The 19089-nt window shown below is 30.9% G+C and carries 21 protein-coding genes and 2 tRNA genes; 2 read left to right on the plus strand and 21 right to left on the minus strand.

The genetic code is table 11. The features are described from left to right. Nucleotides 1-89: 89 nt before the first annotated feature. From B2G86_RS10075 to B2G86_RS10165, 19 genes are all read right to left on the minus strand, one after another. Nucleotides 90-163: transfer RNA gene (locus tag B2G86_RS10075), tRNA-Gly, on the minus strand. Nucleotides 164-188: 25 nt separating this feature from the next. Continuing rightward, nucleotides 189-274: transfer RNA gene (locus tag B2G86_RS10080), tRNA-Leu, on the minus strand. Nucleotides 275-541: 267 nt separating this feature from the next. Next, nucleotides 542-988, minus strand: a complete 447-nt coding sequence (locus B2G86_RS10085; RefSeq protein ID WP_078357977.1) for a SprT family protein — start codon at nucleotides 986-988, stop codon at nucleotides 542-544. Further along, on the minus strand, nucleotides 978-3131 hold the full coding sequence (locus B2G86_RS10090) for a Tex family protein (RefSeq protein ID WP_078357978.1): 2154 nt from the start codon (nucleotides 3129-3131) through the stop codon (nucleotides 978-980). The genes B2G86_RS10085 and B2G86_RS10090 overlap by 11 nt, the downstream gene beginning before the upstream one ends. Before the next feature lie 139 nt (nucleotides 3132-3270). Continuing rightward, nucleotides 3271-4041, minus strand: coding sequence for an RNA polymerase sigma factor SigB (gene sigB / locus B2G86_RS10095; protein ID WP_078357979.1), 771 nt, complete (start codon nucleotides 4039-4041; stop codon nucleotides 3271-3273). After that, the gene (gene rsbW / locus B2G86_RS10100; RefSeq protein WP_078358053.1) at nucleotides 4016-4492 is read right to left on the minus strand and encodes an anti-sigma B factor RsbW; all 477 of its coding nucleotides are present in this window, start codon (nucleotides 4490-4492) and stop codon (nucleotides 4016-4018) included. Before rsbW ends, sigB begins: the two co-directional genes overlap by 26 nt. A 4-nt stretch (nucleotides 4493-4496) precedes the next feature. Further along, nucleotides 4497-4820 (minus strand): anti-sigma factor antagonist, encoded by a 324-nt coding sequence (locus tag B2G86_RS10105; protein WP_078357980.1) that lies wholly within the window; start codon nucleotides 4818-4820, stop codon nucleotides 4497-4499. A gap of 74 nt (nucleotides 4821-4894) precedes the next feature. Next, nucleotides 4895-5899, minus strand: coding sequence for a SpoIIE family protein phosphatase (locus B2G86_RS10110; protein ID WP_078357981.1), 1005 nt, complete (start codon nucleotides 5897-5899; stop codon nucleotides 4895-4897). 71 nt (nucleotides 5900-5970) lie between these two features. Then, on the minus strand, nucleotides 5971-6342 hold the full coding sequence (locus B2G86_RS10115; RefSeq protein WP_078357982.1) for a type II toxin-antitoxin system PemK/MazF family toxin: 372 nt from the start codon (nucleotides 6340-6342) through the stop codon (nucleotides 5971-5973). Then, nucleotides 6343-6510: a type II toxin-antitoxin system antitoxin MazE gene (gene mazE, locus B2G86_RS10120; protein WP_048540868.1), complete on the minus strand. Its 168-nt coding sequence runs from the start codon at nucleotides 6508-6510 to the stop codon at nucleotides 6343-6345. Between the two features lie 85 nt (nucleotides 6511-6595). Continuing rightward, nucleotides 6596-7744, minus strand: coding sequence for an alanine racemase (gene alr, locus B2G86_RS10125; RefSeq protein ID WP_078357983.1), 1149 nt, complete (start codon nucleotides 7742-7744; stop codon nucleotides 6596-6598). Between the two features lie 47 nt (nucleotides 7745-7791). After that, entirely contained in the window at nucleotides 7792-8160 is a 369-nt protein-coding gene (gene acpS, locus B2G86_RS10130; protein ID WP_078357984.1) for a holo-ACP synthase, read from the minus strand. A 17-nt stretch (nucleotides 8161-8177) separates the two neighbouring features. Continuing rightward, nucleotides 8178-8654: a PH domain-containing protein gene (locus tag B2G86_RS10135; protein ID WP_078357985.1), complete on the minus strand. Its 477-nt coding sequence runs from the start codon at nucleotides 8652-8654 to the stop codon at nucleotides 8178-8180. Further along, entirely contained in the window at nucleotides 8644-10161 is a 1518-nt protein-coding gene (locus tag B2G86_RS10140) for a PH domain-containing protein (RefSeq protein WP_078357986.1), read from the minus strand. Before B2G86_RS10140 ends, B2G86_RS10135 begins: the two co-directional genes overlap by 11 nt. Then, nucleotides 10151-10630 (minus strand): PH domain-containing protein, encoded by a 480-nt coding sequence (locus B2G86_RS10145; RefSeq protein WP_078357987.1) that lies wholly within the window; start codon nucleotides 10628-10630, stop codon nucleotides 10151-10153. Before B2G86_RS10145 ends, B2G86_RS10140 begins: the two co-directional genes overlap by 11 nt. Before the next feature lie 86 nt (nucleotides 10631-10716). Further along, nucleotides 10717-12240, minus strand: coding sequence for a degradosome RNA helicase CshA (cshA, locus tag B2G86_RS10150; protein WP_078357988.1), 1524 nt, complete (start codon nucleotides 12238-12240; stop codon nucleotides 10717-10719). A 173-nt stretch (nucleotides 12241-12413) separates the two neighbouring features. Further along, on the minus strand, nucleotides 12414-13094 hold the full coding sequence (locus B2G86_RS10155; RefSeq protein WP_078357989.1) for an alpha/beta hydrolase: 681 nt from the start codon (nucleotides 13092-13094) through the stop codon (nucleotides 12414-12416). Continuing rightward, nucleotides 13091-14443 (minus strand): UDP-N-acetylmuramoyl-tripeptide--D-alanyl-D-alanine ligase, encoded by a 1353-nt coding sequence (locus B2G86_RS10160; protein ID WP_078357990.1) that lies wholly within the window; start codon nucleotides 14441-14443, stop codon nucleotides 13091-13093. The genes B2G86_RS10155 and B2G86_RS10160 overlap by 4 nt, the downstream gene beginning before the upstream one ends. An 8-nt stretch (nucleotides 14444-14451) precedes the next feature. Then, the gene (locus B2G86_RS10165; protein WP_078357991.1) at nucleotides 14452-15525 is read right to left on the minus strand and encodes a D-alanine--D-alanine ligase; all 1074 of its coding nucleotides are present in this window, start codon (nucleotides 15523-15525) and stop codon (nucleotides 14452-14454) included. 180 nt (nucleotides 15526-15705) lie between these two features. Between B2G86_RS10165 and B2G86_RS10170 the strand changes: the two genes are divergently transcribed. Then, the gene (locus B2G86_RS10170) at nucleotides 15706-16908 is read left to right on the plus strand and encodes an FtsW/RodA/SpoVE family cell cycle protein (protein WP_078357992.1); all 1203 of its coding nucleotides are present in this window, start codon (nucleotides 15706-15708) and stop codon (nucleotides 16906-16908) included. A gap of 53 nt (nucleotides 16909-16961) precedes the next feature. Here B2G86_RS10170 and B2G86_RS13525 read toward each other — a convergent pair whose 3' ends face one another. Both B2G86_RS13525 and B2G86_RS10175 read right to left on the minus strand, forming a co-directional pair. Next, entirely contained in the window at nucleotides 16962-17096 is a 135-nt protein-coding gene (locus tag B2G86_RS13525) for an Lmo0850 family protein (RefSeq protein WP_237687731.1), read from the minus strand. Between the two features lie 139 nt (nucleotides 17097-17235). Continuing rightward, nucleotides 17236-17439, minus strand: a complete 204-nt coding sequence (locus B2G86_RS10175) for a copper ion binding protein (RefSeq protein ID WP_078357993.1) — start codon at nucleotides 17437-17439, stop codon at nucleotides 17236-17238. A 151-nt stretch (nucleotides 17440-17590) separates the two neighbouring features. Between B2G86_RS10175 and cls the strand changes: the two genes are divergently transcribed. Then, on the plus strand, nucleotides 17591-19072 hold the full coding sequence (cls, locus tag B2G86_RS10180; protein WP_078357994.1) for a cardiolipin synthase: 1482 nt from the start codon (nucleotides 17591-17593) through the stop codon (nucleotides 19070-19072). Nucleotides 19073-19089 lie beyond the last annotated feature (17 nt).

The following is a 19089-nucleotide window of genomic DNA, read 5'->3' on the forward strand; positions in this document are numbered from 1 at the left end:
CACTCTTTGAAGTACTATAAGTACTCAATTATTGGAATTAACGTTGACATATTGTCATTCAGTTTTCAATGTTCATTTTATAAAAAATCTGGAGCGGGTGATCGGAATCGAACCGACAACATCAGCTTGGAAGGCTGAGGTTTTACCACTAAACTACACCCGCTTAGTTATATTATTAAATTGATGAATGGTGCGGCCGAGAGGATTTGAACCTCCACGGGATTACTCCCACTAGGCCCTCAACCTAGCGCGTCTGCCATTCCGCCACGACCGCGCATGGTTTGCAGTTCTTAAATCAATATGTTGTTCAAGTGACTGTCATTAATTATATTACGTTGAGTTTACAAAGTCAATACAAACACTCAACTTTTTAATGTAATTTTACATTGCTTACAAACTCTTAAAACTTTGTTTCGTTTTGTTTAAGCAACGTTTATTATCATACGACGTTTCATCCATTTCGTCAATAACTTTTCTTCACTTTTTTACAAAAAAAGTACTACACCTCAAATTATTAGTGTAGTACTTTCCTTATTATTATTTATGACATTTTTCTTAACTTTCCACCACAGCGTCCACACCTGTATTTTACTGTGTTGACCTTTCTAATACGCTTAAACTCTAATTTACAATTCGAACATTTATATAAATAATTGGCTCTTTCATCATAACTTTTAACTGCTTTACAAAATCTAGGAGCTCCAACATCTTTGCTCAATTCCCTAAAATCATCATCTCTATGTTTATAGCCTTTACCTTCTATATGTAAATGGTAATGACAAAGTTCATGTTTAATGATGTCTTTCAAAGCCTTTATACCATAAAATTCATATTGTTCTGGATTGATTTCGATATTATGACTATTAAGTAAATAACGTCCTCCAGTTGTTCTAAGTCTTTTATTAAAAGTGGCTTTATGATCAAAAGGTTTATTAAAGGATTCTAATGAGATGTTTGATACTAGTTCCTGTAATTTATTATCGTCCATTAGGATCAATCATAGTTAATGAAACTTTTTGTCTTTCTTGATTAACATCTAGTACCCATACATCCACAATATCACCAACACTCACTATATTCATTGGGTGTTTAACATAACCTTTAGATAATTTAGAAATATGAACTAAACCATCTTGCTTTACGCCGATATCTACAAAAGCACCAAAGTCTACAACATTTCTAACTGTTCCACTTAATGCCATGTTTGGTTTCAAGTCTTCCATAGAAAGTACGTCTGATTTTAATATTGGTGTTTCAAATTCATCTCTTGGATCTCTTAAAGGTGCTATAAGTGACGCAATTATATCTTCTAATGTTGGAATACCAATATTAAGCGTTTCACTTGTCTGATTTAAATCTATTTTACTTAATTCATCTTTTAATGCGTCTGTTCCAATATCTTCTTTGCTTAGACCAACATGGTTTATTAATTGATAAGCAGCATTATAACTTTCTGGGTGAATAGCTGTTTTATCGAGTGGTTCTGTTCCATCTAATATTCTTAAGAAACCAATACTTTGTTCAAATGTCTTGTTTCCTAATCTCGGAACTTTAGCAATTTCAGAATGATGTGAGATTGCACCTTTTTCTTCTCTAAATTTTATAATATTATTTGCAACAGTGTTACTTAAGCCTGAAACATAACTTAGCAATGATGGAGAGGCTGTATTAACATCAACTCCTACTTGGTTCACTGCAGTTTCTACAACGAATTTTAAAGTCTCACTTAATGATTTTTGATTAACATCATGTTGATATTGACCTACACCGATTGATTTAGGATCAATTTTTACTAGCTCACTTAAAGGATCCTGTACCCGTCTACCTATTGAAACCGCACTTCTTTCTTCTACTTTAAAATCTGGAAATTCAGCTCTTGCAATATCTGACGCCGAATATACAGAAGCCCCAGCTTCATTAACAATAACAAACTGACAAGCTAGTTGATGTTTTTTTATCATTTCAGCTACGAATTGTTCTGATTCTCTACTAGCAGTTCCGTTTCCGATTGCTACAAGTTCTATATTGTGTTTATTGATCAATTCGACAAATACTTTTTCACCTTGTTCCATTTTTGAAACTGGTGGATGAGGATAAATAACATTTTTATCAACAAATGAACCATATTCATTTATTACTGCTAATTTACATCCTGTTCTATATGCTGGATCTAGACCTAATATTTTCTTACCTTTTAACGGAGCTTGTAATAATAGGTTTTTTAAATTCTCTGAGAAAATCTCGATTGCATGATTTTCAGCTTTTTGAGTTAGTTCGCTTCTAATTTCTCTTTCAATTGATGGAAGGATTAATCTTTTCAAACTATCTTCAATTGCTTCAGTAATAATTTCAACGTGTTTATGATTATTTTTAATGTATTGAGATACTAAATATCTTTTTAATGTTTCATGATCAATTTCAAAAGCTACTTTTAAAACACCTTCAGATTCACCACGATTTATAGCTAACACTCTATGAGGCACTATTTTTTTTAGTGGTTCTTCGTATGCATAATACATTTCAAAGACATTTTTTTCATCTTCAGCTTTCTTTTTCTTTTCAGTAACCAGTTTACCTTGTTTCTCGATATTATTTAAAATATATTTTCGATATTTAGGTTCATCTGATATGATTTCAGCAATAATATCTTGCGCACCTTTTATAGCATCTTCAGTAGTTTCAACTTCCTCAGTTAAATATTTAGATGCTACATTTGATAAAAGTTCTTCTGAGTTACCTTCAATTATCCAATTCGCTAATGGTTCAAGACCTTTACGTTTAGCTTCTGTTGCCCTTGTTTTTTTCTTTTTCTTAAATGGGCGATATAAGTCTTCAATTCTTTGTAACTTAGTTTGATTAAGGATGTCATTTTTCAAATCATCAGTAAGTAAACCTTGCTCATCTATTAATCGAATAACTTCTTCTTTTCTTTTATGTAAGTTAACTGCATAAGTATATTCATTTTCAATAAGTTTGATTTCTACTTCATCTAATCCACCAGTTAACTCTTTTCTATATCTTGCAATAAAAGGCACTGTATTTTTATCTTCTAGCAATTCAAGTACAGTTTTAATTTGTTTTTCTGTAAAGGGATGATTATTTTTTATAATGTCTATTAATTCTTGATTCATAATTGCCTCCTAAAAATGATTATATTCTATTTTAACATAAATCTAATAAATGCTTTATCTTGTGTAAGTCTTCTTTCACAGCCTTTTAATAAATAAAAAAGAACACCTTAAATCGCGTTATATCGATTAAGGTGCTCTCCTATTTCATTGCTGCTTCTTTTAATTTTTTTATTGCTGTTCTTTGTAGTCTAGAAACGTGCATCTGGCTGAGACCGATTTTTTCACCAGTTTCTTTTTGACTCAAGCCCGTAATAAAGGTGTATTGGATAATTTCTCTTTCTCTTTCGGTTAAGATTGGAAGGATTTTTTCTAATATCATCCTTTTTTCTGTTAAGTCATAACCATCTTCAGATTCGCCCATTATATCTAATAAAGTAACAGTCGAACCGTCTTTATCCGCTTCAATTGAATGGTCAACACTTAACGCGTTATAGCTTTGTCCCATTTCCATTGCTTCTAATACATCTTCTTCTGTTACTTCTATCCTATTAGCAATTTCTATGATTTTAGGTGATCTTCCTAATTCATTCGTCAGTTCTTCATTAGCTTTTTTTATTTTAGGACCGATTTCTTTAATACGCCTCGGCACATGTACACTCCATGTTTTATCTCTTAAATACCTTTTGATTTCACCAATTACTGTTGGTACTAAAAAAGCTTCAAACTTTCTCTCGAAAGATACATCAAACCTTTTAATAGCTCCTAATAAGCCTACCATACCAACTTGCACTAAATCTTCATGGTGAGCTTGTCCTTTAGAATATTTATATGCTAGAGACTCTACTAATTTTTGATAATGTAACACAAGTTTTTCTTGCGCTTCACTATTATCGTTTTCTTGGTAATCAGCAATCCACGCGTTAATATCTTTTGGAGAAACGTCTTTATAAGCTTTGGACTCTTCCGTCATTTGTTTGCACCTGCTCTTTAGATAAATACTTTGTCATACTTATTGTAACACCAGCATCTTTTTGAACGCTTACTTCGTCCATCAATGATTCAATAAGAAATAGTCCTAAACCACCTTGTCTCAAGAAATTAATATTATCGCTTTCTTGATAAGGTCCAAGTACTTTTTTAGCTTCTTCATAATTAAAGCTTTTTCCTGAATCAGATACAATGATTTCTATTTTATCTTCGAACACAAGATATCCTATTAGTATTTCACCTTCAACTTTATCACTATACGCGTGTTTAACAGCATTTGTTACTGCTTCAGATACAGCGATTTTTGAATCTTCAATATCTTCGTATGAAGCGCCAGCTCGATTGAATACGCCTGACAAAGTTAATCTGACCAAACCTACGTATTCTGGAGCAGCAGGAAATCTCATCTCTATATAATCATAGTTAGATGTCATCATCTTATACCTCCGTTCCTTTGTTGACATGCATTAATTCTTTAAGACCCGTAATATCAAATAATCTCTCAATTCTTTCTGATACACCAAGCACATATAGTGACTTATCGTGTTCATTGAGTGATTTTAATGTGCCAACAAATAAACCTAAGCCAGTAGAATCCATATAACTTACGTTTTCCAAGTTAACATGTATATCGTGTGTTCCTTTTTGTCTAATTGGTTGTAAAACTTCTTGTAGTTCAGGCGCAGTATAAACATCTAGTTCTCCGCCAACCTTTATTTCATAGTAGTTTTCATGCTCAGTAGTTTCAATGTTAAGATTCATTCCTTGATACACCCCTAAATATATTAGACTTTCATCATTTATGTTTACCCGATTAAATATTTTTTAATCTTGCATTATTTAACACGCTTTACAATTAATATCGTTAAATCATCTCTCTTATTAGGATTTTGAAGTTTAACGAGTTCTTCATATAGAATTTGCACTATATCTTGTGGATGAAGTTGTTTATACTCATTGATCATTTTAAGTAAATCATTTGTTTTAACAAACTCATTTTGTTGATTTCTCAACTCTGTTACACCATCAGTAAATACGATAATCATATCTTGTAGTTCTATTTTTATTTCACTTTGTTTATATCTAGTATGTTTATGAACACCAAGTACGATACCACGTTCTGTCATTTCTTCAAATTCACCAGTTTGACTTCTATATATATAACCTGGTTCATGACCTGCTGAACTATAATAGAGCATATTATTTATTTCTTCATATAGACCATAGAACATCGTTACAAACATGTTTTGATTGACGTTCTTTTCCACAACACGGTTTAAACGTTTAAGTCCATCACTCGGAAGTTGAGAATGTCCATAAGAATCCATTCCAAATTTAATCATACTCATAGCTAATGCTGCAGGAATACCTTTACCTATTACATCTGCTACAGCAAAGCTCATCGTACCATCGTTATGATCAATTAAATTAAAATAATCTCCACTTACTTTTTGTGCAGGCACAGAAATAGCCCCTATTTGTATACTATCAAATTGAGGTATTTGTGGTTTAAGCATAGTTTGTTGCAAACTTGAAGCAACTTCCATTTCTTTGTCATGTATTTTTATTTTATTTAATAATTTTTTATAGTCACGATATGTAAAACCATAGCCTATCATTACTTCTAAAAGAACATCAAATGAACTCATGATTTGTGACTTACTTAAACTTTGTTCTTTTTCTATGATCTCAATATGTAGTTGTACAATTTCTTCTGGTGAAACATTATCTTCAATAGCTTCTGTCGAATAAGTTTGACAAGCGGATAAAATTTCATCATTACTAGTCTTAACATAATCGACTAATAATTTTTGATACTGTTGCTTCTTCTGTTCTGACACAAAGTCACCTCGTTTCAAATAGACTAAAAAAGCTTTAGGCTAATCCTAAAGCGGAGAATGTTTTAAATTCATTATGTATTACCTAATGCATCAAATCTTTGTTGCAAAGTAAGGTTGAGGCTGATGGCTATAGCTGTATCAACCTCTTTCATCTTTGCATCAGATAAATATGTTAGTTTTTCTTTTAATCGTTTCTTATCAATAGTTCTGATTTGTTCAAGCAAAATAACTGAATCTCTATCTAGTTTATATTTCGCTGCTTCAATTTCTACATGTGTAGGTATTTTAGCTTTATTTATCTTACCAGTAATTGCTGCTACAATGACAGTCGGACTATATCTGTTACCCGTATCATTCTGGATAATTACGACTGGTCTTGTTCCCCCTTGTTCAGAACCAGTAACTGGTGAAAGATCTGCGAGATATACATCTCCTCTTCTCATTTATTCACCTTGTTGAGATGCTAAGTGCGATTCATTTGAATCACAAGCTTCACATTCACTATAGTAAGCTTCAGATGCAAGGGAGAGATTTAAGTCAGCCATAGAACGATATCCTTCTTTCAGTGTTTGTTCTAAACTTTGAGTACGATTTTGAGTTAAAGATGTCATAACAAATACCTCCAGATAAATTAAGTATGAATTTATGTTGATTAAGTTATTAATATCATAACAAATGTAACTCTATTTGACTATGCTATTTCAGTAATTCATTTGTAACTTCTTCATTTTCACCATCATGATAAATACGTGGTAACCTCTTTTTTAAGTTACAAAGTACTTCATAATTAATCGTTTCTAAAGCATCAGCAATCCTTTCAGCAGATTGTTCTGAATCAACATGATTATCCATTAAAATAACTTTATCGCCTATTTTTATGTCATCAGGAATTTTAATCATTGTTTGATCCATACATACTCTACCAATTACGGGGCAGTTTACACCATTTACATTAACATAAGTATTTTGCATTTTTCTTAAATATCCATCAGCATATCCAATTGGAAGTGTAGCTACTTTAATGCGTTCTTCAGCAGTATAAGTAGTGCCATAACTCACTGTATCTCCAGGTTCAAGATATTTAGTTTGAACAATTTCAGTTACTAATTGAGCTGCTGGTTTTAATTTTAAGTTTGAAATTTCTTGAATATATTTAGATGGATAATAACCATATAAAGAAATGCCAAATCTTACTGCTGTACAGATAGATGCATCATACCTAAGAGCACCTGCTGAATTTTGTGAATGAATATATTCTGGTGTTTTTGAAGATTGTACAAATTCTTCAAATAAGTCATATTGATTTTTCGAAAAATCATTTGGCTCATCTGCAGAAGCAAAATGTGTATAAACACCTTCAAATATTAATCGTTCATGTTGTTCTATTTTGTTGATAGCAGATTGATAACTTTCAATATCTCTCAATCCAATTCTGCCCATACCTGTGTCTACTTTTATGTGCATCCATAACGGTTTATCAGCGTTATCATCGAGTGATTCAATTGCTTTATCTAACCATTCTTCAGTTGGAACAGTTAAGGCAACTCTATGTTGTACTGCTTTATTAATATCTTTTGTATTAATCACACCTAGTACTAATATTTTCGCTTTTATACCGTGCATTCTTAACTCAATAGCTTCATCTAAAGTAGCAACTGCAAAGAAATCGACACCTTCATTCATTAAATAAGATGCAATCGGCACACTACCTAAACCGTAACCATTTGCTTTAACGACTGCCATAATTTTCTTATTTGGATGTAATCTACCTACAGCTTGATAATTTTCTAGTATTGCCTTTAAATCAACATTGATATAAGTTGGCCTATAATATTTTTCGGACAACAGCAAGGCACCTCCTCTTATAATAAGTGTATTTTATCATATAGATATTATTCTTGCTTATTATTATCTTTTTCGATAATAACAATTGCCTCAGCATACTTCTCAGTATGTGTGATAGACGTATGGACATGAAAACCATCACAGGCTATTTCAGGTTTCCCATTCTCATCAGGTAAACAGTTGATAGAATGAAAGCCGTACTTTTTACCAATACCGGTACCCATTGCTTTAGTAAAAGCTTCCTTTACAGCAAATCTGCCAGAAATAAATTCAACTTTCCTATTATCCAGGTTTATTTTATTAAAAATTTCTAGTTCATTGTCTGTTAAAATTTTATTAACCATTGTTGGTCGTTTATCATACCATTCTTTAATACGTTTAATTTCAACTAAATCAATACCAACACCATGAATCATAATTTACACCTTCATTCTCACTGGTTAATGTCATTTTCAATTCTATTTTGGATAGCATATTTAATTTTATTCGCTTTATCCTTATTTAAATATTGAATCATTTCATTACCACCTGCTGTAGATAAGGTGATATTGGCCAAATTGTATTTTCTCATAATAAATCCTTCATACAAGTCGACATTTTGAATTCTACCCATCGGAATTGTTGTTTCTTTTATCATAAATATTCCAGATTTAATGTTAATTTCATCATCATTAATTTCGTAACGGAAATTTCTATACATATAGTAAGGTTGAATTATTAAGCCATAAATACTTATGAAAAAAATAATTGCTATAGGTATAGTCAAAAACCATTTAGAAACGTCTGTCCACAACAATTCAAAAATCACAAACATAACTATTAAAATAATTAATAATAAAGAAATTGTAATGGATGATCCAATTCTTTCCACTGTCATTCCTTTTTTATCCATTCTATATCTAGGAAGCATGATCATTACCTCCTTTATATTTGTACCAATTGTAGATGTTTAATGCATCTTCTTTATTTATAAACCTTAATCCTTTAGACATCATGGCACTTCCATATGCTAAATGTATATTGAAATGTGCTATATCTTTTCTTTTAATTATAAGATTTTCATGCAATTCAAATGTCAAAACTTTGTCTCTATTTGCCCAAATTGTTGAATATTGAAATGGAGTTGCATTCAAAATCACAATTGAATCATCGTATATTTTGAAACCTGACTTCATTGTAATAACACTTGCAAATAACACCATTATTAAAAATATTACTACTCCAATTATCCATGTATAAGACCATAAATATATTTGTATAGGAATAATAGCTATTGCCAAAATTACTGTCGGAACAAATACTCTTCTGCGTATACCTTGAGCAGGCAACCCTTGATTTACAGAATGAAATTGAAATTGTGGAATAATTTCTTCTAATAATTTATAAGCTTCTTGTTTCTTCATAAATGGAAGTATTGTAACTGTACCTATATCAGATTCTTCATTATTTTCAAAATGACCATCTGAAGTAATAATAGCAGAAATTTTAGTATATCCTATAGCACGTCTGAAAAGTGATTCTTCTTCTTGTAATGCTTGTATTCTTTTGATAGGAACAGTTCTTTTCTGAACTGTTAACAATCCATACTTAACAGTTAGTAATTCCCCATCAAATGTTAATTGATATTTATAGTTCTTAATGAACACAATAAGCGATCCTATAATATAACTCATCATAATAAACACGACTACTATCGAAATGATGACAAATGTTAAGTTCATTACTTGATTTATTAATGGGCTAATATAATCTTCAATATCAATAACTTGCGTAATAACCCCTGATAATGATCCTAGTGCTGCAAAGACAATTAAAATACCACCACTCGTAAAACTCATTTTCAATAATTCTTTTACTGATAACTGGAAAAATACAGCCTCTTCTTTACGGCTACTTTCAGAAATATTGTGGTCATGATGTTCAATATCTTCTTCTACTTGTACATCTTGATTTGTTTCATTATTTTTAAGCTTATTCTTTCGATTTTTCAGATACTCAGACAATTCATCACTTTGCTTTTTTGTGATTGTATCTAGTTCTATACCATCACTAGGCGTTTTCACACTTAAATTAACGCCTCCTAACAATTGATGGACAATATTTTGAGAAGTATCAACTGATTGAATTCTTTCTATATTTAACTCTTTTCTGTTTTTCGAAAAGACACCCCAAGTCATAATTAATTGATCTTTTTCAATCCAATAACGGGTTTTATAAATTTTAATACCTTTAAATATACTAATAATTAAAGAAAAAGCTAAAATAACTATTGGAAACGTGAGATCCCAAATATTATCAAAGCCGCGTGTTATAACTAGAAATACTGCAATGATTAATGGAAAGATATTTTCTTTTAAACTTTGTAAAAAGCCACTAACATATGAGATTGGATGCAACTTCTGCGGATTAAACATCATCTGTCACCTCTTTAACTTTTGTCATGATATTTAACCTCGTTTTGTCTGCAGTTTGTCGATTAACCATTGGTAAGAATACTGAACTACCAGCTGTTACAACAACTACAAAATATATATTTAACATTCTTGAAATTGGCCCATGCTTAATTTTCACAAATTGGACTCTTCTATATGGTTGTACAGACCTCTTTTGATAATACAGACCTTTCTGTACTTCTATATATTGTTCACCTATTTCAAATGAGGTTCTTTTTAATCTAATAATAGGATTAATGAATCCAATTACAATCATCATAATAGCTAAAGTTGGAATTACATAAATAAGAAATGTCCACCACTCAAATTTATTCCATAAATACAAAAATACACTTAACAATATTAGTATAGCTATTACATTAAAAATATGATGAATATACTCGTATTTTATAGACTGTTTAGGCATTTTATTTTCGAGTACTTGTTTATACATATAATCTCCTCTATTGATCAATTTACGTGTATTATATCATAAAAAAAGTGTGTGTAACCTTAGAGATTACACACACTTTCGTAATTTTATTTTGAATGCTCAGCGAATGTTCTACCTGAGAATTGTTTTTTTGAACGAGGTTTATTTGGTTTAGTATTTTTACCTTTATTACGGTCAAAATTACTGTTTTTGTCGTTACTACGACGTTTGTTATTTTTACCTTCAAATCTAGTTCTAGATTTACCACGAGAATTACCTCCACCGCGGTTACCTCTTTGACCAGATTTTTTAGATAATGGTTTTTCAAATGTTAATTGAACATCTGATTCGTTATTTGAAGTAATTAATTCTTGCAATAATGCAGCAACTAATTTTTGATCTCCATATACATTGATTAGCTCTTCAGCTATTTTTTCAATGCGTCCTTCGATTGGACTTTCCACCCAACCTTTAACTTTATCTTTAACATCTGATTCTTTAGCTTGCATTACTTCACCAGGTGTTGGTGGACGTAAAGAAGTCATTTGGCGTTTATTTGCTTTTTCAATTTGACGGATATAATCCATTTCAACTGGATTAACAAATGTTATTGCAGCGCCTTTTTTACCTGCTCTACCTGTACGGCCAATACGGTGAGTATAGCTTTCAGTATCTTGAGGAATATCAAAGTTATAAACATGACTTACGCCTGAAATATCCAAACCACGTGCAGCAACATCAGTTGCAACTAAAATGTCAATTTTGTCATTTTTGAATTTCTTCAATACTTCTAAACGTTTAGCTTGTGTAATATCACCATGTAATCCTTCAGCACGATAGCCTTTAGAAATTAAAGCGCTAGTTAATTCATCAACACGGCGCTTAGTACGTCCAAACACGATTGCTAATTCTGGATTTTGAACATCTAATAAATTAGTAAATGTCTCGAATTTTTCTAATTCTTTTACGATAGTGTAGTACTCATCGATTTGAGGATCTGATAATTCGTTAGACATTGTTTTAACGATTTTTGGACTCTTCATGAATTTTTGAACTAATTCTTGAATAGCTTTAGGCATTGTAGCTGAGAATAGTAATGTTTGACGGTTTTCAGATGGAAGTTTAGACATTATAAATCTCATATCATCTATAAAGCCCATGTTCATCATTTCGTCTGCTTCGTCTAATATTAACGTTGAAATAGATTCTGTTTTTAACGTCTTTCTATTTAAGTGGTCAATAACACGACCAGGTGTACCTACTACGATTTGAGGACCTTTTTTAAGTGATTTAATCTGTCTGTCTATTGGCATACCACCAAATACAGTAACAACACTTACATTTTGTCCTTTACTAAAACTACGTAATTGCTCCGCTACTTGGTTTGCTAATTCACGTGTTGGTGCAAGTATTAATGCTTGAACACCTTGTTTTTCTGCTACTTTATCTATTAATGGGATACCGAATGCACCAGTTTTTCCTGTTCCAGTTTGTGCTTGTCCTAGCACGTCCGTACCTTGTAATGTATGAGGAATACTTTCAATTTGTATTGGTGTTGGCTCAGTAAAGCCCATTCCGTCCAAAGCGTTTAAGGTAGCTTCAGAAATACCTAATTCTTTAAATTTTTGCAAAATAATTCTCCTTTTAGATAGTTAATTCTTCTCTTCTTTTTTATTCAACTTCTATATACTACCACCCTTTTAGCAATAGCGCAATGCAGTTAAATCGTCGTTTACATTTTATTTTCATAGTTTAAAACATAAAAAAACTGCACTAAAAAGGGATTTAGTACAGTTTTACATCATTATTTATTTTTAAATATAAATTTTTCAACTTCATAAAAAACTTTATAATTCACTTTTGATAAACAAATTTCATGTGGTCCTCTATCAATTTCAACTAATCTAGCATTTTTAATTCTTGATACAAGATCTCTAGATTTATCTATTGGAACTAACCCATCAATCGTTCCGTGTATAATGAGAGTCATAGCATCAATTTGTTCTGGTATATATAATGCACTTTGCTGTAATTTTTTAAATGCTAGAAAAGATTTATAATTTATTTTAATCATTCTTAACAACATAAACTCTAATATTTTCAAATCAGCATGACGCATATTATTAATAAAGCGATAAGGTGATTTTACTAATTGTTGAATATTAATATTTTCATATGCAGGAGCGATTAAAATCAATTTATCTGGTTGTTCAATTTTAGCAAGCAGTCCTGCAATAACGCCACCCATAGAAAAACCAATAACGATGACGACATCTGATTTCTCTCTAAGTATTTCATATGACTTTTGAGCTCTTTCATACCACATATCTTCATTTGTATCTTTTATTAATAAATTAAGACCATGCCCAGGATATTCAGGTGCTTCAAGTATAAACTCATATCGACTACTTAAGTATTCAATCAAAGGTAATAATTCGTATCTTCCCCCTGTATATCCATGTAAAAATAAAATACCTATTTTCATGTTAGTGAATTGATAATCGTTTCTAGTGACATACCTCTTGATCCTTTAAATAAAGTAACACTTTCTCCATTTAAATGTTCTTTTAAGTAGTCTGTAATTTTTTCTTTAGAATCAAAATGGTAATGATTTTGAATATACTCACTTGCAATATTGGATATATGAGCCGCTTCTTCTCCATAAGTGATTAATGTTTGAATATCTTTGCCTTCTAAGTAATAGCCAACTTGTTGATGCATTTCTTTACTCATATCACCTAATTCTAGAACATCAGCTAATATTAATATTTTGTCATCTGACTCCATATTGTGCAGTGTATCAATCGCCGCTTTCATACTTGTTGGACTTGCATTATAAGCATCATTAATTAGTAAACCATATTTTTCTGTTTCGATACGCTGCATTCTCATATCTGTCAAAACTAAATCATCTAAAGTACTTTGAATAATATCTTCGGTTACACCAAATTGTTTTGCAACTTGTATCGCATACGTAGCATTTTTAACATTATGCTCACCTAATATGCTTAAGTGGTACACCATATTGCTATTGTTCAATTGAAAGTTTATGCCATTACTTGTTGATTGGTTAGTTTGTATAATCACGTTATTATCGACATTTGTTCCTACTGATACTTTAGTATTATTAATTGAAGTAACGATTGATTTAAGTAATGGCTCATCTCCATCATAAATAAATAAACCATCATCTTTAAGTCCTTCAGTAATTTCAAATTTTGCTTTTGCAATACCTTCTCTTGATCCAAGATCTTGCATATGAGATTCGCCAATATTTGTCACAATTGCAACATCTGGTTCAGCTAAAAGTGTTAATTCTCTTATTTCACCAAAGCCACTCATACCCATTTCTAATATAGATACTTCAGTGTCTTCATCTAAATCCAAAATTGTAAGTGGGCATCCTATTTCATTATTGTAATTGCCTTGCGTTTTCTTTACTTTAAAAGATTTGTTTAGAACGCACTCGACCATATCTTTAGTTGTTGTTTTACCATTTGATCCTGTAATTGCAACAACTTTAGGATTAACATATCTTAAATATGACTTAGCCAAATCTTGTAATGCTACCAATGTATCCTCAACGAATATAATCGGTCCTTTAGGAGGATTAGGTATGTCTTTTTGCCAAAATGAAGCACCAGCACCATTTTCTAACGTTTGACTAACAAATCGATGACCATCAACATTTTCACCTTTAAAGGGAATAAACAAATTTGATTTTTCAATTTTTCTAGAGTCAATACAAGTCCCTTGTACAACTTCATCTAAATAATCTTCTTGAATTTCACAATCTATCCATTCTTTTATTTTACGTAATTTAATATTCATTATGATTACCCTCAGTCAATTTTGTATTTAATATTTTTCTTGTTATCGTAACGTTCAATAGCAAGTTCAATTAACTTCGTTATAAGTTCTGTATAACTCAAATTCATATTTTCCCATAATAAAGGATACATACTATATTGAGTAAATCCTGGCATTGCGTTCGTTTCATTAATATAAATAGTATTATCCTCAGTCAAGAAGAAATCTGCTCTCACTAGACCAGAACAATCCGTTGCTTTGAATGCTTCTACAGCCATATTTCTTAATGTAGTAGCTGTTTCTTCATCTATATCAGCTGGAATTTGAAGTTGTACCTTACCATCTTTATATTTTGATTTATAATCATAAAATTGTACATCTTTAATAACTTCTCCCGGTAAAGTCGTTTCTGGATAATCATTTCCTAATACAGCGACCTCTATTTCTCTTGCATCGACACCTTGTTCAATTACAAGCTTACGGTCAAATTGAAATGCTTCATCAATACCAGAAATGAGCTCTTCTTTATTTGTACATTTACTTATACCTACACTTGAACCTAAATTAGCAGGCTTTACAAAAACTGGATATTCAAGTTTATTTTGAATTAATTCAATTATATTATGTTCATACTTTTCATACTCACTTTTTAAGAAACTTACATAGGGTAATTGTGGTAACCCTCTATGTGCAAATAAATGTTTCATTACTAATTTGTCCATTGAACTTGAAGCTGCAAGAACTCCATTCCCAACATAAGGTATATCTAGCACTTCAAATAGTCCTTGAATCGTACCATCTTCTCCGTTAGGACCATGTAATAGTGGAAATACAGCACTATATGCTTCACCATTATTACTTACTTCAAGTAATTTAGAAATTGGTGTTAGTTCAACGCATGTTAATTTTAATTGATCGATGTCAGTGATTTTTTCATTAATGGATTGTTCACTTTTAATCCAGTCACCATCATTCGTTATGTATATAATATCGATAATGTATTTAGTTAAATCAACTGAATTAATAACATTTTGTGCTGTTAATATCGATACATCATGTTCAGCACTTTTCCCACCATATATAATACAAATATTTTTTTTAGACATAAAGACGCCTCCAAGTAGATTGTTAGCCTATATTTTATCATGTTTACTACCTTTGATGCACCTATCAACATTACTATTTTAAAAATAACCATTTTGAGAATAGCAAAATTGTACCACTTTATGTACAATCAAGTTATAATGATAATTATGAAATTTAGCGTTAATTAAAGGAGTCTTTTAATGGAAACTTCTACTCGAACATTAAATAAATCGTTCCTAGAGAGAATTGATTGGCGATTAATTACAATCATTCTTATACTATTTGGGACAAGTTGTTTAATCATCAATTCAGCAATGTCTGGCGGGCAATATGAAACAAACTTCCTACTTAAACAAATCTTATACTATGTACTTGGGTTTCTTTTAGCAGTTGGCTTAATGTTTATTTCACCAAAGACTTTACGAAAGTATGTATGGATTATTTACATAATTGGAAACCTATCCTTAGTTGGTTTGTTAATATTACCAGAATCAAGTTTCACGCCTATCATAAATGGTGCAAAAAGTTGGTATAGACTTGGACCAATAAGTGTACAACCATCAGAATTTATGAAAATTATATTAATAATGGCACTGGCGAATGTCATTTATCAACATAATAGATTTACTTATAATAAATCTTTGACTAGAGATTTAAACTTATTAATGAAAATCGGTTTAACCTCATTAATACCAATGGCGTTAATTCTATTTCAAAATGATTTAGGTACAACGCTCGTATTAATTGCAATTATACTCGGTATCGTGATTGTTTCAGGTGTTACTTGGAGAATTCTAGCACCGGTATTTGTCGGTTTATTTGCTATTGGATCTAGTTTGATTTTGCTTATGATTTTTAAACCAAGTATTATCGAAAAAGTATCTGGTATAAAGACTTACCAACTGGGACGAATAAATTCTTGGTTAGACCCATATGCATATAGCTCAGGAGATGGTTATCATTTAACCGAGTCTTTAAAAGCTATAGGATCTGGACAAATATTTGGTAAAGGGCTAAATAACGGAGAAGTTTATATACCTGAAAATCATACTGACTTTATTTTTTCAGTTATTGGTGAAGAATTTGGGTTTTTAGGAACAATGGTCGTCCTTATTATCTTTTTAGCATTATTTATTCACTTAATAAGACTAGCAACAATAACGAGCCATCCATTCAATGTAGTCTTTATAATTGGATACATATCATATGTATTGTTCCACGTTGTGCAAAATATTGGTATGACGATTCAGTTATTACCAATTACAGGTATACCACTTCCATTTATTAGTTATGGTGGATCTGCTCTATGGTCTCTCATGGCGGGTGTAGGTATATTATTATCAATTTTTTATCACGAAAAAGATAAATATACAGTATCAAAAGAAAATATAGAATCAGAATAAAACATTAAAAAAGCATCCTCAGCTGAGGATGCTTTTTTAAATTCACCATTATATTATTTTAGTTTGTTTGCAGCTACGTTAGGCAAACTACGCATTATTTCTATTCGTGACTTAGTTTCTGTTATGTTTACGCCTAATGATGATAAAAGTTTGACCACATTCTTTACCTTTGACTTAGGTTGATTCATGGGTACCACCTCTTATTCAATTTAGTTACCTTAACTACATTCTACTCTAAAATTATCAATTTGACTATAGTTCATTCGGACTATATTGTTATATTTTCGTTTGAATTGTTATGTTTTTATAATAATTATGAAAATTTTATTAAACTACTTCGTAACCTGCATCAAAAATTGCATTTTCAATATTATCTATACTTGCTGGATCTTGATAAACTACTCTTACTTGATTATCATCTGGACTTGCAACGACTTCACTAACACCGACTAATTGTCCTACTGATTCTTCTACTGCTTGTTTGCAATGCGCACATGACATACCTTCAACGTTTATAATTTGTTCTTTCATGTTAACACTCCTATTTATATATATTTTATTTAATTTTCTACCTTATTCTTTTAATTATATGCATATGTTTAATGACGGTCAAATACAACCTTTTCAATTTTATTTTAAATGTATTATACTAGGTTAAAGATAAAGAAACGGAGGCATTGGTATGGACTTTTTCTCGTATTTTTCATTTGATTTCTCCATCGTAGTATCAGTGCTACTTATTACGGCTTTTATTTTAAATGTCGTATTTGGATTTATTATTATCTTTTTAGAGCCAAGAGAAGCTGGCGCAATATGGGCATGGCTATTAGTACTGCTATTCGTCCCTATACTCGGGTTTATACTTTACCTATTATTTGGAAGACAAATTCAGAAAAAAAGTATCTTCAATTTAGACGAAGAAGACAAAATTGGCCTCGAACACATTATTAACGAGCAAATTAAAGCAATAGATGAAAATAATTTCGAAATTGATAAACCTGAAATTTACAACTATAAACATCTTATTCATATGCTTTTATATAATAATTCAGCATTCTTAACAACTGATAACAAAGTTGAAATGTTCACTGATGGTCATGATAAGTTTGATTCTCTTATTGAAGACATTAAAAATGCTAAAGAATATATCCATATTCAATATTATATTTTCAAAAAAGATAATTTAGGTAAAAAAATCTTAAAAGAACTTGAAAAGAAATTACAAGAAGGTATAGAAGTTAAAATGTTATATGATGATATGGGCTCTCGTAAGTTAAACTTATCATCCTTTAAAAAGTTTAGAGAACTAGGTGGCGAAGTTGCTAGTTTCTTTCCATCAAAATTACCTCTAATCAACTTCAGAATGAATAATCGAAACCATAGAAAAATTGTCGTAATCGATGGAAAAATTGGTTATGTTGGTGGATTTAATGTTGGTGATGAGTACCTTGGCCTAGATAAAAAGTTTGGATATTGGAGAGATACACATTTAAAACTTGAAGGCGACTCAGTTAATGCATTGCAATTAAGATTTATGATGGATTGGAACTCTCAATCTACTCGTGATAAAATGCTTTACGAATCTAGATACTTTCCAGATGTTGATTCTGGTGGAAAAGTTGGTATTCAGATTGCTTCAAGTGGTCCTGATGAAGAATGGGAACAAATTAAATACGGTTATTTAAAAATGATTTCAGAAGCTAAAAAACATATTTATATTCAAACACCTTATTTTATTCCTGACTTGTCATTTTTAGATGCCATTAAAATAGCATCTTTATCTGGAGTAGATGTAAATGTGATGATTCCAAATAAACCTGATCATCCTTTCGTATATTGGGCAACATACGCAAATGTAGGAGAACTTGTTAAAGCTGGAGTAAATGTTCATATTTATGAAAAAGGCTTTATACACAGTAAAATGGTAGTTATAGACGATGAAGTCGTAAGCATTGGTACAGCAAATATGGATAATAGAAGTTTTGTCCTTAATTTTGAAGTAAATGCATTCATTTATGATCATGAAATTGCAAAAAATTCACGCCTTGCTTATAAAAACGATATGAAACATTCATCATTACTTACTGTAGAAAAATATGACAACAGAAGTACTTGGATTAAGTTAAAAGAAGGTATCGCTAGACTACTGTCACCAATATTATAAAAATTATGCAGGTAGAA

Origin of the sequence: Mammaliicoccus fleurettii (assembly GCF_002018435.1) — a bacterium.
Classification (GTDB): domain Bacteria; phylum Bacillota; class Bacilli; order Staphylococcales; family Staphylococcaceae; genus Mammaliicoccus; species Mammaliicoccus fleurettii.

Excerpts from the sequence above, each read along its gene's own strand:
- B2G86_RS10105 (WP_078357980.1), bottom strand. The coding sequence starts at position 4,820 with ATGAATCTTAACATTGAAACTACTGAGCATGAAAACTACTATGAAATA.
- mazE (WP_048540868.1), bottom strand. The coding sequence starts at position 6,510 with ATGACATCTTTAACTCAAAATCGTACTCAAAGTTTAGAACAAACACTG.
- B2G86_RS10140 (WP_078357986.1), bottom strand. The coding sequence starts at position 10,161 with ATGATGTTTAATCCGCAGAAGTTGCATCCAATCTCATATGTTAGTGGC.
- B2G86_RS10165 (WP_078357991.1), bottom strand. The coding sequence starts at position 15,525 with ATGTCTAAAAAAAATATTTGTATTATATATGGTGGGAAAAGTGCTGAA.
- B2G86_RS13525 (WP_237687731.1), bottom strand. The coding sequence starts at position 17,096 with ATGAATCAACCTAAGTCAAAGGTAAAGAATGTGGTCAAACTTTTATCA.
- B2G86_RS10085 (WP_078357977.1), bottom strand. The coding sequence starts at position 988 with ATGGACGATAATAAATTACAGGAACTAGTATCAAACATCTCATTAGAA.
- cls (WP_078357994.1), top strand. The coding sequence starts at position 17,591 with ATGGACTTTTTCTCGTATTTTTCATTTGATTTCTCCATCGTAGTATCA.
- rsbW (WP_078358053.1), bottom strand. The coding sequence starts at position 4,492 with ATGACATCTAACTATGATTATATAGAGATGAGATTTCCTGCTGCTCCA.
- sigB (WP_078357979.1), bottom strand. The coding sequence starts at position 4,041 with ATGACGGAAGAGTCCAAAGCTTATAAAGACGTTTCTCCAAAAGATATT.
- acpS (WP_078357984.1), bottom strand. The coding sequence starts at position 8,160 with ATGATTCATGGTGTTGGTATTGATTTAGTTGAAATTAAACGTATTAAA.
- B2G86_RS10175 (WP_078357993.1), bottom strand. The coding sequence starts at position 17,439 with ATGAAAGAACAAATTATAAACGTTGAAGGTATGTCATGTGCGCATTGC.
- B2G86_RS10115 (WP_078357982.1), bottom strand. The coding sequence starts at position 6,342 with ATGAGAAGAGGAGATGTATATCTCGCAGATCTTTCACCAGTTACTGGT.
- B2G86_RS10090 (WP_078357978.1), bottom strand. The coding sequence starts at position 3,131 with ATGAATCAAGAATTAATAGACATTATAAAAAATAATCATCCCTTTACA.
- B2G86_RS10170 (WP_078357992.1), top strand. The coding sequence starts at position 15,706 with ATGGAAACTTCTACTCGAACATTAAATAAATCGTTCCTAGAGAGAATT.
- B2G86_RS10145 (WP_078357987.1), bottom strand. The coding sequence starts at position 10,630 with ATGTATAAACAAGTACTCGAAAATAAAATGCCTAAACAGTCTATAAAA.
- B2G86_RS10155 (WP_078357989.1), bottom strand. The coding sequence starts at position 13,094 with ATGAAAATAGGTATTTTATTTTTACATGGATATACAGGGGGAAGATAC.
- B2G86_RS10135 (WP_078357985.1), bottom strand. The coding sequence starts at position 8,654 with ATGCTTCCTAGATATAGAATGGATAAAAAAGGAATGACAGTGGAAAGA.